The sequence below is a fragment of the Anaeromyxobacter dehalogenans 2CP-1 genome (genome assembly GCF_000022145.1).
GTDB lineage: Bacteria > Myxococcota > Myxococcia > Myxococcales > Anaeromyxobacteraceae > Anaeromyxobacter > Anaeromyxobacter dehalogenans.
Genome location: NC_011891.1, coordinates 2,235,016 through 2,247,832 on the forward strand (window position 1 = coordinate 2,235,016; position 12,817 = coordinate 2,247,832).

Sequence of the window (12,817 nt, forward strand, 5' to 3'; positions counted from 1 at the left end):
CGTGAGCGTCCCGCCCCCGCGCCCGCTCGACGACGAGCCCCGCCCGGCCGAGGACGAGGGCTCGCCGGTGAACCTCGCGAACGCGCTCACCGCGCTGCGCATCGCGCTCGCGCCCGCGTTCCTGGTCCTCTACGTGGGCGGCGACCGGCCCCGCGCGCTGGCCGCGTTCGCGGCGGCGGCGGCGACCGACGTGCTCGACGGGCTGGTGGCGCGCGCGCTCCGGCAGCGCACCCGGCTCGGCGCGTTCCTCGATCCCATCGCCGACAAGTTCCTGGCCGCGTGCGCGCTGGTGGCGCTGGCCGCCACCGGCCGGCTGCCGGCGTGGCTCCCGGCGCTGGTGGTGGCCCGCGACCTGGCGCAGCTCGCCGGCGCGGCGTTCCTGCGCACCGTCCACCGGGTCATCCCGGTCGCCCCCACCCGCATCGGCAAGTACGCCACCTTCGCGCTCGCCGCGACCGTGCTCACCGCGCTCGCCGGCGACTACGGCGGCTACCCGCGCCGCGCCGTCGAGCCGTACGTGGCCGCCCTGGGGCTGCTGGCGGCGCTGTGCGTGACGGTCTCGTTCGCGCAGTACTTCCTGTTCTTCCTGCGCGCCGCGCGCGCGCCCGGCCGTTGACACCGATTCCCGTTCGGCTATAACCGCGCCTCATCGAAGGGCGCGTGGCTCAGTGGTAGAGCACCTGCTTGACACGCAGGGGGTCGCTGGTTCGATCCCAGCCGTGCCCACATCGCGGGCGTCCCCCGCCACCGAGGGCCAGCCGCCAGGCTGGCCTTTTTTTTCGACCGCAGATAGGCATACCGACATGTCCGACCTCGTGAAGGTGACGCTCCCGGATGGCAGCCAGAAGGAGGCGCCGCGGGGCACCCCGGTGATCGACTTCGTGAAGGGGCAGATCGGCCCGGGCCTCGCGAAGGCGGCCTACTTCGCCAGGCTGGACGGCGAGCCGGTGGACCTCTCCCGCGCCATCGAGCGCGACGCGCGGCTGGAGATCGTCACCACGAGGAACCCGGAGGCGCTCGAGGTCGCGCGCCACGACGCGGCGCACGTGATGGCGAGCGTGGTGCAGAAGCTCTACCCCGGCACCCAGGTCACCATCGGCCCGGCCATCGAGGACGGCTTCTACTACGACTTCGCGCGCGAGACCCCGTTCACGCCCGAGGATCTCGAGCGGATCGAGAAGGCGACCAACGAGGCGATCAAGGCCGACCTGCCGTTCGTCCGCTCCGAGATCTCGATGGAGGCCGCGCTGGCGCTCTTCGAGGGCATGGGCGAGCGCTACAAGGTCGAGATCGTGAAGGACATCGCCGCGAAGGGCGCGAAGACGCTCACGCTCTACAAGCACGGCGACTGGGTGGACTTCTGCCTCGGGCCGCACGGGCCGTCCACCGGGCGCATCGGCGTCGTGAAGCTGCTGAACGTGGCCGGCGCGTACTGGCGCGGCGACGCGAAGAACGCGATGCTCCAGCGCATCTACGGCACCGCCTTCTTCGACAAGAAGGAGCTGGACGCGCACCTCGCGAAGCTCGAGGAGGTGAAGAAGCGCGACCACCGCCGCCTCGGCCCGCAGCTCGGGCTGTTCACGTTCCACGAGTTCGCGCCCGGCGCGCCGTTCTGGCTGCCCGCCGGCACCGTCCTCTACAACGTGCTCGAGGACGCGATGCGCCGCCTGGTGCTGAAGAACGGCTACCAGGAGGTGAAGACGCCGCTGCTGTTCAACAAGCGGCTGTGGGAGACCTCCGGGCACTGGGGCAAGTACCGGGAGAACATGTTCCTGGTGGTCGACAGCGAGTCGGATCCGGCGCTCCCGCTGGAGGACCGGTGCAGCTTCTCGCTGAAGCCCATGAACTGCCCGTCGCACCACCTCATCTACAGGATGGACAAGCGCTCGTACCGCGAGCTGCCGGTCCGCTACTTCACCACCGACGCGCTCCACCGCAACGAGGCGTCCGGCTCGCTGGGTGGCCTCACCCGCGTGCGCCAGTTCGAGCAGGACGACGCGCACATCTACCTGCGCGAGGAGCAGGTCACCGACGAGGTGCTGCGGATCTTCGAGCTGATGAAGGTCGTCTACGGCGCGTTCGGCCTGGGCTTCGAGGCCACCTTCTCCACCCGGCCCGAGCAGCGCATCGGCGACGACGCGCTCTGGGACCGCGCCGAGGCGCTGCTGCGGAAGTCGCTCGACGCGACCGGGCTGAAGTGGACGCTCAACGCGGGCGACGGCGCGTTCTACGGCCCGAAGATCGACATGCTGGTGACGGACTCGCTGGGCCGGAAGTGGCAGACCTGCACCATCCAGCTCGACTACGCCGCGCCCGAGCGCTTCGACCTCACCTTCGTGGGCGAGGACAACAAGGAGCACCGGCCGGTGGTGATCCACCGCGCCATCTACGGCTCCTTCGAGCGCTTCGTCGCGATCCTGGTCGAGCACTACGCCGGCGCGTTCCCGGCCTGGCTCGCGCCGGTGCAGGCGCGGGTGGTGACCGTCTCGGATCGCTTCGAGGCGTGGGCGCGCGAGGCGGGGGAGGCGCTGCAGGCGCGCGGCTGGCGCGTCGAGGTGGACGCGTCGTCGGACAAGCTCGGCGCGAAGATCCGCAACGCGCAGCTCGCCAAGATCCCGTTCACGCTGGTGGTCGGCGAGAAGGAGGTCGAGGCGAAGGGCGTCTCGCCGCGCCGGCACGGCGGCGAGGACCTGAAGACGATGCCGCTCGAGACGTTCGCCGAGCTGATGGCGCGCGAGGCGACGGCGCCCTTCTGATCCGACGAGGGCTGCGCCCTCGCCCGCCGAGCGGAGCTCGGTGGGGCCCACTGCTGCTGCGCGGGGCCCGTGACCTCGCGCGCCCGCGTTCGCGGGCACGCGCGAGGTCCCCGCGGAGAGGGGTTGCACCCCTCCCCAGCCTGCGGCGGGGGCCCTCCCGCTGCGCGTGTCGATGGGCGACGCCCGCCAGGGTGCGGTCGAACGCCCATTTACGGGTGTTCGATGGGTACACATCGCCGGACGTTTCTGGTACCCTTCGCGGTTCCCGTTTCAGCCGAGCCGGTCAGACCGAGTCAAGGTCCCGGAAGGAGAGACGAAACCGTGAGCGACGCAGGCCAAAGGGTCACCATCTTCGACACCACCCTCCGCGACGGGGAGCAGTCGCCGGGGGCGTCGATGAACCTGGGGCAGAAGCTCCAGGTGGCGCGGGCCCTTCGGGATCTGGGCGTGGACGTGATCGAGGCCGGCTTCGCGGCCGCCTCCCCCGGCGATCTGGAGGCGATCCAGGCGGTCGGCCGGCAGGTCGAGGGGCCGATCGTCGCGAGCCTGTCGCGCTGCAACAAGGGCGACATCGAGGCGTCCTGGAAGGCGCTCGCCGACGCGCCGCGGCGCCGCTGCCACGTCTTCCTCGCCACCTCGCCCATCCACCGCGACTTCAAGCTGAAGCTCGCGAAGGACGAGATCATCAAGCGCTCCGTGGACGGCGTGAAGCTCGCCCGCGAGAAGTTCGACGACGTCGAGTTCTCCGCCGAGGACTCCGCCCGCACCGAGCTCGAGTTCCTGGCCGAGGTGGTCGAGCGGGTCATCGAGGCGGGCGTCGGCACCGTGAACATCCCGGACACGGTCGGCTACGCGCTCCCCTCGACCTACGCCGAGACCATCCGCTACCTGCGCAAGCACGTCCGCGGCATCGAGAAGGCGGTGATCTCGGTGCACTGCCACAACGACCTGGGCATGGCGGTCGCGAACAGCCTGGCCGGCGTGCTCGAGGGCGCGCGCCAGGTCGAGTGCACCATCAACGGCATCGGCGAGCGCGCCGGGAACGCCTCCCTCGAGGAGATCGTCATGGCGTTCAAGACGCGCCACGACGTCCTCGGGGTGACCACCGGCGTCCAGACCGAGCGGCTCTTCCCCACCAGCCGCCTGGTGTCGCAGGTGACCGGGCTGCACGTGCAGCGGAACAAGGCCATCGTGGGCCAGAACGCGTTCGCGCACGAGGCCGGCATCCACCAGCACGGGATGCTCACCAACCGCGAGACCTACGAGATCATGCGGCCCGAGGAGGTCGGCTTCGCCCGCAGCCAGCTCGTGCTCGGCAAGCACTCCGGGCGCCACGCGCTGAAGGACCGGCTGCTCGCGCTCGGCTACCAGCTCGACGAGGCGCAGATCGACAAGGTCTTCGCCGACTTCAAGGTGCTGGCCGACAAGAAGAAGGACATCTACGACGCCGACATCGAGGCGCTCGTGGTCCACGGGCAGATCCTGGGGAAGGGGAGCGTGGCCTGGGAGCTGGAGGCGCTCTCCACCACCTCCGGCACCGGCACGCTGCCCTGCGCCTCCGTGGCGCTCCGCTCCGCCGCCGGCGAGCGGATCCAGGAGGCCGCGGCCGGCGACGGCCCGGTGGACGCGGTGTACCGCGCCATCGAGAAGGTCACCGGCATCAGCCTCAAGCTCCGCGACTACCAGATCGCGAGCGTGTCCCGCGGAGAGGACGCGCAGGGCGAGGTCTCCATCGAGGTCGAGCACCCGACCGGCGTGTACCGCGGCCGCGCGCTCTCCACCGACATCATCGAGGGCAGCGCGCGGGCGTTCCTCGACGTGGTCAACCGGATCGCCCTGAAGATGCCACCGCCCACCGAGAGCGAGGCCCGCGCGGAGATGGGGACGCCCTGATGTCGAAGCGCAGCGACGGCAGCCAGCCGAGGACCATCGTCGACAAGGTCTGGGACGCGCACGTGGTCCGCGCGGAGACCCCGGACGCGCCCGCGATCCTCTACATCGACCTGCACCTCGTGCACGAGGTGACGAGCCCGCAGGCGTTCACGGTGCTCCGGGAGCGCGGCCTGAAGCTCCGCCGCCCCGAGCGCACGCTCGCCACCATGGACCACTCCATCCCGACGCTGCCCCGCGGCGCGGATGGGCGGTGGCCGTTCGTGGACGCGCAGGCGGCGGCGCAGGTCTCGCAGATGGAGCGCAACTGCGCCGACTTCGGCGTCGAGCTTCACGGGCTCGGCGACGACGCGCAGGGCGTGGTCCACGTGTTCGGCCCGGAGATGGGCGCCACCCAGCCCGGCATGACGGTGGTGTGCGGCGACAGCCACACCGCCACGCACGGCGCGTTCGGCGCCCTCGCGTTCGGCATCGGCACCTCCGAGGTCGGCCACGTGCTCGCCTCGCAGTGCCTGCTGCAGCGCCGCCCCCGCACGCTGGCGGTGCGGGTGGACGGGGAGCTCGGCCCCGGCCTCTCCGCCAAGGACCTGATCCTCGCGATCATCGCGAAGCTCGGGGTCGGCGGCGGCACCGGCCACGTCATCGAGTATCTCGGCCCCGCGGTCCGCGCGCTCTCGATGGAGGGCCGCATGACCCTCTGCAACATGTCGATCGAGGCGGGCGCCCGCGCCGGCCTGGTCGCGCCGGACGACACCACCTTCGAGTGGCTGGCCGGCCGGCCCCGCGCGCCGAAGGGCGCCGCGTGGGACGAGGCGGTGGCCCGCTGGCGCGCGCTGCCGTCGGACGACGGCGCCACCTACGATCGCGAGCTCCGCCTGGACGCCGCCGCGCTCGAGCCGATGATCACGTTCGGCACGAACCCGGGGCAGGGCATCGCCGTCACCGGCCTGGTGCCGGACCCGGTCGCCGAGCGGGACGCCTCCGCGCGCGCCACCCTCGAGGCCGCGCTCCGCTACATGGGGCTCGTCCCCGGCAAGCCCATCGCCGGCCAGAAGGTGGACGTGGTGTTCATCGGCTCCTGCACGAACGGCCGCATCGAGGACATGCGCGAGGCGGCCCGGGTGCTGAAGGGGCGCAAGGTGCGGACCCGCACGCTGGTGGTGCCCGGCTCGCACCGGGTGAAGAAGGACGCCGAGGCCGAGGGCATCGACCGCATCGTGCGCGAGGCCGGCGCCGAGTGGCGCGAGCCGGGCTGCTCGATGTGCATCGCCATGAACGGCGACAACCTCCAGGCCGGCCAGTACTGCGTCTCGACGTCGAACCGCAACTTCGAGGGGCGCCAGGGCCCCGGCGGGCGGACGCTCCTCGCCAGCCCGCTCACCGCCGCGGCCGCCGCGGTGACGGGCGCCGTCGCCGATCCCCGCCGCGTGCTGGAGGGCCGGTGATGGAACCGATCCGCGTCATCGAGAGCCGCACCGTCGTCCTCCCCCGCGAGAACGTCGACACCGACCAGATCATCCCGGCCCGCTTCCTCAAGGTCACCGACAAGAAGGGGCTCGGCAAGGCGCTGTTCTCCGACTGGCGCTACGCCGCCGACGGCGCGCCCAGGCCCGACTTCGTCATGAACCGGCCGGAGGCCCAGGGCTGCTCGATCCTGGTGGCCGGCGACAACTTCGGCTGCGGCTCGTCGCGCGAGCACGCGCCCTGGGCGCTGGTGGACGCCGGCGTCCGCGCGGTGATCTCCACCCGCATCGCGGACATCTTCCGCAACAACGCGCTCAAGAACGGCCTCGTCCCGGTGGTGCTCGACGCGGCCAGCCACGCGAAGCTGCTCGCCGCCCCCGGCGCCAGCGTCCGCGTGGACGTCGAGGCGCAGACCGTCACGCTGCCCGACGGGTCCACCGCGCAGTTCCCGCTGGACGGGTTCGCGCGCTACTGCCTGCTGAACGGCGTGGACGAGCTCGGCTTCCTGCTCGCGCAGGAGGCGGACATCGCCGCGTTCGAAGGGGGCCGCCGGTGAGCGAGGGCGCCAAGCGCCTCGCCGTTCCCGGCGGCGCCGCCGCGTCCGCGCCGTCGCGCGGCTCCGCGGGCCGCGGCATCCGCGCCGTGGCCGTATGACGCGCACGGTCCGCGCCGTCGCCGCCCCCCCGGGCGGCGACGCCGGGTCGTGCGTCGGCGTTCCGCTTCGACGACAGCGCAGCTCCCTCGAACACTCGTGAATCGAAGGTGACGGCATGGCCAAGGAGAAGATGACGGGCGCGAAGGCGGTCCTGCGCGCCCTGGACGCGGAGGGGGTCGAGGTCCTCTTCGGCATCCCGGGCGGCGCGATCCTCCCGCTCTACGACGCGCTGTACGGGGTCGAGCGGCCCAAGCACGTGCTGGTGCGCCACGAGCAGGTGGGCGGGCACGCCGCGGAGGGCTACGCCCACGCCACCGGCAAGGTGGGCGTGTGCATGGGCACCTCCGGCCCCGGCGCGACCAACCTCGTGACCGCGATCGCCGACGCGTACATGGACTCGGTGCCCATGGTCGCGATCACCGCGAACGTGTCCTCGAGCCTCATCGGCACCGACGCGTTCCAGGAGGCGGACATCACCGGCATCACCATGCCGATCACCAAGCACAACTGGCTGGTGACCGACGTGCGCGAGCTGCCCCGCATCCTCAAGGAGGCGTTCTACGTGGCCCGCACCGGCCGGCCCGGCCCGGTGCTGGTGGACATCCCCAAGGACGTCCTCAACGCCGAGCTCGAGTTCGAGTGGCCGGAGACGGTGGAGATCCCCGGCTACCACCCGCCGGTCCGCGAGGAGCCGCGGCTCAAGGACGCCGCGCAGCTCATGCGCGCGTCCAGCCGGCCGGTGGTGTACCTGGGCGGCGGCGTCCGTACCGCCGACGCGCACAAGGAGGTCTTCGCCTTCGCCGAGTTCCTCGGCGCGCCGGTGGTGACGACGCTCCACGGCAAGGGCGCGTTCCCGGAGACCAGCCCGCTGTGCCTGGGCATGTTCGGCATGCACGGCTCGCGGTTCGCGAACTACACGGTGCAGGCGTCCGACCTGATCATCGCGCTCGGCGCCCGCTTCGACGACCGCGTCACCGGCAAGCTCTCCACGTTCGCCCCCGAGGCGAAGGTGATCCACCTCGACGTGGACCCGGCGGAGATCTCGAAGCTGGTGACCGCGACGGTGCCGCTGGTGGGCGACCTGAAGCGCCTGCTGCCGCAGCTCCACGAGGAGGCGCGGCGCGCGTTCGCCGACCACGGGCGCCCGGACCTCGCGCCCTGGCGGAAGCGGGTGAACGACTGGCGCGAGAAGCACCCGCTCCGCTACCGCCAGGATCCCAAGCAGCCGCTGCTCCCGCAGTACGTCATCGACACGCTCTGGAAGAAGACCGGCGGCAAGGCCATCGTCACCACCGGCGTGGGCGAGCACCAGATGTTCGCGGCGCAGTGGTGGAAGACCGCCGAGCCCCGGACGTTCGTCACCTCCGGCGGCCTCGGGACCATGGGCTTCTGCCTCCCGTCCGCGATCGGCATCCAGCTCGGCCGCCCGGACGCGCTGGTGATCGGCATCGACGGCGACGGCTCGTTCCAGATGACGCTGCAGGATCTCGCCACCGCGTCGGAGCTCCGGCTGCCCATCAAGATCTTCGTCCTGAACAACCTGTTCCTGGGGATGGTCCGCCAGTGGCAGGAGCTGTTCTACGAGGAGAAGTACGCGGAGACGCCGCTCGCCGACCTCCCGGACCTGGTGAAGCTCGCCGACGCCTACGGGTGCCTCGGCCTGCGCGCCCGGACCCCGGAGGAGCTGGACCAGGTCATCGACCGCGCGCTCGCGAACCAGGACGGCCCCACCATCGTGGACGTCCGGATCCGGCGCGAGGAGAAGGTGTACCCGATGGTGCCGGCCGGTGCCCCCCTCAACGACATGATCGACGGTGAGTGACATGGAACGGACCGAGACCCCGCAGCCGAACGGCTCCACCCACACCATCAGCCTCCTCGTCGAGAACAAGCCGGGCGTGCTGCACCGGATCGCCGGGCTGTTCTCGCGGCGCGGCTACAACATCGCGAGCCTCACCGTGGGCCCGACCGAGCGGGCCGAGTACTCGCGCATGACCATCGTGGTCCGGCTCTCCTCGAGCCCGGTGGACCAGGTGGTCCGGCAGGTCCAGAAGCTGGTCCCGGTGGTGGAGGTGCGCGAGCTCTCGCCCCAGGACCTGATCGAGCGCGAGCTGCTGCTCGCGAAGATCCGCACGCCGGAGCGGAACCACGCCGAGCTCCGGGCGCTGGCCGAGACCTACGAGGCGGTGATCGTGGACGTCTCTCCCGACGCGCTGGTGGTGGAGGCGAGCGGCACCGCCGGCAAGCTCGACGCGCTGGAGGAGCGGCTCCGCCCCTTCGGCATCCAGGAACTCTGCCGCTCGGGGCGCATCGCGCTCGAGCGGGGCTTCAAGACGCTGGCTCCCCCCTCACTGAAGTAGAGGAACGAACATGGCGACCATCTATTACGACAAGGACGCGAACCTCGACCTCCTGAAGAAGCGGAAGGTCGCGATCATCGGCTACGGCTCGCAGGGCCACGCCCACGCGCTCAACCTGCGCGACTCCGGCGTGGACGTGCGGGTGGGCCTGGCGGCCGGCTCGAAGTCGAAGGCCAAGGCCGAGGGCGCCGGGCTGCGCGTCCTCTCGGTCGCGGAGGCCTCGAAGGAGGCCGACGTGATCATGGTCCTCATCCCGGACCAGACGCAGAAGAAGGTCTACGACGAGGAGATCGCGCCGCACCTGTCCAAGGGCAAGGCGCTGCTCTTCGCGCACGGCTTCAACATCCACTTCGTGCAGGTTCGCCCGCCGCCCGACGTGGACGTGCTCCTGGTCGCGCCGAAGGGCCCGGGCCACATGGTCCGCCGCCAGTACCAGGACGGCCGCGGCATCCCCGGCCTCGTCGCGGTCCACCAGGACGCGACCGGCCAGGCCAAGGCCGTCGGCCTCGCCTACGCCCGCGGCATCGGCTGCACCCGCGCCGGCGTGCTCGAGACCACGTTCAAGGAGGAGACCGAGACCGACCTGTTCGGCGAGCAGGCCGTGCTGTGCGGCGGCGCGGCGGCGCTGGTGAAGAACGGGTTCGAGGTGCTGGTCGAGGCCGGCTACCAGCCGGAGAGCGCCTACTTCGAGTGCCTCCACGAGCTGAAGCTCATCGTGGACCTCATGTACGAGGGCGGCCTGGCCTGGATGCGCCACTCCATCTCCGACACGGCGGAGTACGGCGACTACACCCGCGGTCCGCGGGTGGTGGACGGCCGTTCCAAGGACGAGATGCGGAAGATCCTCAAGGAGATCCAGGGCGGCCACTTCGCCAAGGAGTTCATCCTCGAGAACCAGGCGGGCGGTCCCACCATGGCCCGCTACCGCGCCGCCGAGGCCGCTCATCCCATCGAGGAGGTGGGCAAGCGCCTCCGCGACATGATGAGCTGGATCCGCGAGGCGAAGAAGGACTCGTCGGACCCGGGCAGCCGCTAGGACCCGTCGCGCCGTCCCCTTCCCGCACGAGGGGAAGGGGACGCGCGCGCACGGGCGCACGGCCGCGTTGACATTGCGGCCGAAATCCTTATTCTACAGCGTCTTTTTCCGAGGGCCGGAGGAGCATGGCGATCCAGCACAGAGATCCGCGGGGCGGCGGCGGCAGCCGCGATGCGCGCACCAACCGCCGCATCAAGGCCCGCGAGGTACGCGTCATCGGGGCCGAGGGCGAGCAGCTCGGCGTGCTCCCGATCGACCAGGCGCTGGCGCGCGCGCAGGAGCTGGGCATGGACCTCGTCGAGGTCAGCCCGATGGCGAAGCCGCCCGTCTGCAAGATCATGGACTACGGCCGCTTCAAGTACCTCGAGAAGAAGAAGCAGAACGAGGCCAAGAAGAAGCAGGTCGTGGTGCAGCTCAAGGAAGTGAAGCTCCGCCCGCGCACGGAGGAGCACGACTACGACACCAAGATCAAGAAGGTGCGCGCGTTCCTCGGCGAGGCGAACAAGGCGCGCATCACCGTGATGTTCCGCGGGCGCGAGATGTCCCACCGCGAGCTGGGCCAGAAGGTCCTGCAGCGGGTGATCGAGGATCTGCGCGACGTGGCGGTCATCGAGTCGGCGCCCCGCATGGAAGGGCGCCAGATGTTCATGATCCTCGCGCCGAACCCGAAGATGCTCCAGTCCCAGCGCGACAAGGCCAAGGCCGCGGCCGCCGCGGCGCCCGCCGCTGCCCCCGCCGCCGGCGCGCCCGCGCCGGCCCCGGCTCCCGCCGCCCCGGCGCCCGCGCCGACCGCCGCGGACCCGGCGGCACAGAGATAGACAGCACCGCCGCGCGCAGGCGCGGCGCACGACGCAGCAGCGAACAGGAAGCGACAGGACCCATGCCCAAGCTGAAGACCAAGAGCGGCGCCAAGAAGCGCTTCGTGCCGAAGAAGAGCGGCAAGGTGAAGTTCCGCCGCGCCGGCGTCCGCCACCTCGCCACGTTCGGCAAGACCAAGAAGCAGAAGCGCCACCTGCGCGGGACCGATCACCTCACGCCGATGGACGAGAAGAAGATCAAGGAGTGCTTCCCGTACGCCCGCTAGGGCCGGAGAAGCCGTAACGCCCAAGCGGGGTTCCGAAGCGTACCCGGCCCGTCACGCAGCGTGACGGGCCGACGTGCCTCCCGCCGGCAAGGAGAAGGAAGATGCGCGTCAAGAAGGGATTCAAGGCCCGTCGCCGTCGCAATCGCGTCCTCAAGCTCGCGAAGGGCTTCCGTGGCCGTCGCAAGAACTGCTACCGCCGCGCGAACCAGGCGGTGGAGCGCGCCCTCAACTACTCGACCCGCGATCGCCGGCTGAAGCGGCGCGAGTTCCGGGCGCTCTGGATCGTCCGCATCAACGCGGCCGCCCGCCAGAACGGCACCACCTACTCGAAGCTGGTCGCCGCGCTCCGCAAGGCCGGCATCGAGATCGACCGCAAGATCCTCGCCGATCTCGCGCTCGCCCTCCCGGGCGACTTCGCCGCCATCGTCAAGACCGCCCAGGCGTAGGGGAGGGGTCCGATGGCCGACCTGCTCTCGCAGCTCGAGGCGCTCGCACGGAGCGCCCGTGAAGCCATCGCCTCCGCCGCGGACGAGAAGGGGCTCGAGGAGCTCCGCGTCCGCTTCCTCGGCAAGAAGGGCGAGCTGTCCCAGGTCCTCCGGGGCATGGGGCAGCTCCCCGCCGAGGAGCGCCCGCGCGTCGGCGAGGTCGCGAACCGCGTCCGCGACGAGGTCGAGGCGCTGCTCGCCGGCGCCGCGCGCGGCGTCGCCGCGCGCGCGCTCGAGGCCGAGCTCGCCGGCCCGCCCATGGACGTGACGCTGTCCGGCCGCCGGCTCCTGCCGCGCGGGCACCGGCACCCCGTCACGCGCGCCACCGAGGACATCTCCGCCATCTTCGCGCGCCTCGGCTACGAGGTCGCGAGCGGGCCGGAGATCGAGCTCGACTGGTACAACTTCGAGGCGCTCAACATCCCGCCGGACCACCCCGCGCGCGACATGCAGGACACGTTCTACGTGGACGAGTCCACCCTGTCGCCGGGCGGGCGCACCGGCGTTGCGCCGGGCGGGCCCGCGAGGCCGGGGGCGGTGCTGCTCCGCACGCACACCTCGCCGGTGCAGATCCGCGCCATGAAGCGGATCGGCGGACCGCCCATCCGCATCATCTGCCCGGGCCGCGTCTACCGGTCGGACTACGACCAGACCCACTCGCCCATGTTCCACCAGATCGAGGGGCTGTGCGTGGACGAGGGCATCACCTTCGCCGACCTGAAGGGCACCCTGGCGGCGTTCGCCCGCGCCTACTTCGGCCCGGGCACCCGCACGCGCTTCCGGCCCAGCTACTTCCCGTTCACCGAGCCGAGCGCCGAGGTGGACGTGTCGTGCTCGATCTGCGGCGGCACCGGGCGCAAGGACGGCAAGCGCTGCGGCACGTGCAAGGAGACCGGCTGGCTGGAGGTGCTCGGCGCCGGCATGGTCCACCCGCGCGTGCTCGAGAACGGCGGCGTGGATCCGCGCCGCTTCACCGGCTTCGCCTTCGGCATGGGGGTCGAGCGCATGGCGATGCTCCGCTACGGCATCGACGACCTGCGCCTGTACTTCGAGAACGACCTCCGCTTCCTCGAACAGTTCTGAGAAC

The 12,817-nt window shown here is 71.3% G+C and carries 12 protein-coding genes and 1 tRNA gene; all 13 read left to right on the forward strand.

The genetic code is table 11. From position 1 onward, the window contains the following. Position 1 precedes the first annotated feature (1 nt). Positions 2-616, forward strand: a complete 615-nt coding sequence (locus A2CP1_RS09940; protein ID WP_012633221.1) for a CDP-alcohol phosphatidyltransferase family protein — start codon at positions 2-4, stop codon at positions 614-616. A gap of 38 nt (positions 617-654) precedes the next feature. Continuing rightward, positions 655-726: transfer RNA gene (locus A2CP1_RS09945), tRNA-Val, on the forward strand. 77 nt (positions 727-803) lie between these two features. Continuing rightward, the gene (gene thrS, locus A2CP1_RS09950) at positions 804-2,756 is read left to right on the forward strand and encodes a threonine--tRNA ligase (RefSeq protein WP_012633222.1); all 1,953 of its coding nucleotides are present in this window, start codon (positions 804-806) and stop codon (positions 2,754-2,756) included. A 321-nt stretch (positions 2,757-3,077) separates the two neighbouring features. After that, a complete protein-coding gene (locus A2CP1_RS09955) occupies positions 3,078-4,649 on the forward strand; it encodes a 2-isopropylmalate synthase (RefSeq protein ID WP_012633223.1) in 1,572 nt (523 codons plus the stop codon). Further along, positions 4,649-6,091 (forward strand): 3-isopropylmalate dehydratase large subunit, encoded by a 1,443-nt coding sequence (gene leuC, locus A2CP1_RS09960; RefSeq protein ID WP_012633224.1) that lies wholly within the window; start codon positions 4,649-4,651, stop codon positions 6,089-6,091. The genes A2CP1_RS09955 and leuC overlap by 1 nt, the downstream gene beginning before the upstream one ends. Then, positions 6,091-6,666 (forward strand): 3-isopropylmalate dehydratase small subunit, encoded by a 576-nt coding sequence (gene leuD / locus A2CP1_RS09965; RefSeq protein ID WP_012633225.1) that lies wholly within the window; start codon positions 6,091-6,093, stop codon positions 6,664-6,666. The genes leuC and leuD overlap by 1 nt, the downstream gene beginning before the upstream one ends. A 214-nt stretch (positions 6,667-6,880) precedes the next feature. Continuing rightward, positions 6,881-8,587, forward strand: a complete 1,707-nt coding sequence (gene ilvB / locus A2CP1_RS09970) for a biosynthetic-type acetolactate synthase large subunit (protein WP_012633226.1) — start codon at positions 6,881-6,883, stop codon at positions 8,585-8,587. 1 nt (position 8,588) lies between these two features. Then, positions 8,589-9,125 carry an acetolactate synthase small subunit gene (ilvN, locus tag A2CP1_RS09975; RefSeq protein ID WP_012633227.1) on the forward strand — a complete coding sequence of 179 codons (537 nt, stop codon included), beginning with the start codon at positions 8,589-8,591 and terminating at the stop codon, positions 9,123-9,125. Positions 9,126-9,135: 10 nt separating this feature from the next. Next, the gene (gene ilvC, locus A2CP1_RS09980; protein WP_011421029.1) at positions 9,136-10,161 is read left to right on the forward strand and encodes a ketol-acid reductoisomerase; all 1,026 of its coding nucleotides are present in this window, start codon (positions 9,136-9,138) and stop codon (positions 10,159-10,161) included. Between the two features lie 125 nt (positions 10,162-10,286). Then, positions 10,287-10,979, forward strand: coding sequence for a translation initiation factor IF-3 (infC, locus tag A2CP1_RS09985; RefSeq protein ID WP_012633228.1), 693 nt, complete (start codon positions 10,287-10,289; stop codon positions 10,977-10,979). Positions 10,980-11,041: 62 nt separating this feature from the next. Next, the gene (rpmI, locus tag A2CP1_RS09990; protein WP_012525946.1) at positions 11,042-11,245 is read left to right on the forward strand and encodes a 50S ribosomal protein L35; all 204 of its coding nucleotides are present in this window, start codon (positions 11,042-11,044) and stop codon (positions 11,243-11,245) included. A 101-nt stretch (positions 11,246-11,346) separates the two neighbouring features. Continuing rightward, a complete protein-coding gene (gene rplT / locus A2CP1_RS09995) occupies positions 11,347-11,691 on the forward strand; it encodes a 50S ribosomal protein L20 (protein ID WP_012525947.1) in 345 nt (114 codons plus the stop codon). 12 nt (positions 11,692-11,703) lie between these two features. Continuing rightward, a complete protein-coding gene (gene pheS / locus A2CP1_RS10000; protein WP_012633229.1) occupies positions 11,704-12,813 on the forward strand; it encodes a phenylalanine--tRNA ligase subunit alpha in 1,110 nt (369 codons plus the stop codon). The last annotated feature ends 4 nt before the right edge of the window (positions 12,814-12,817 follow it).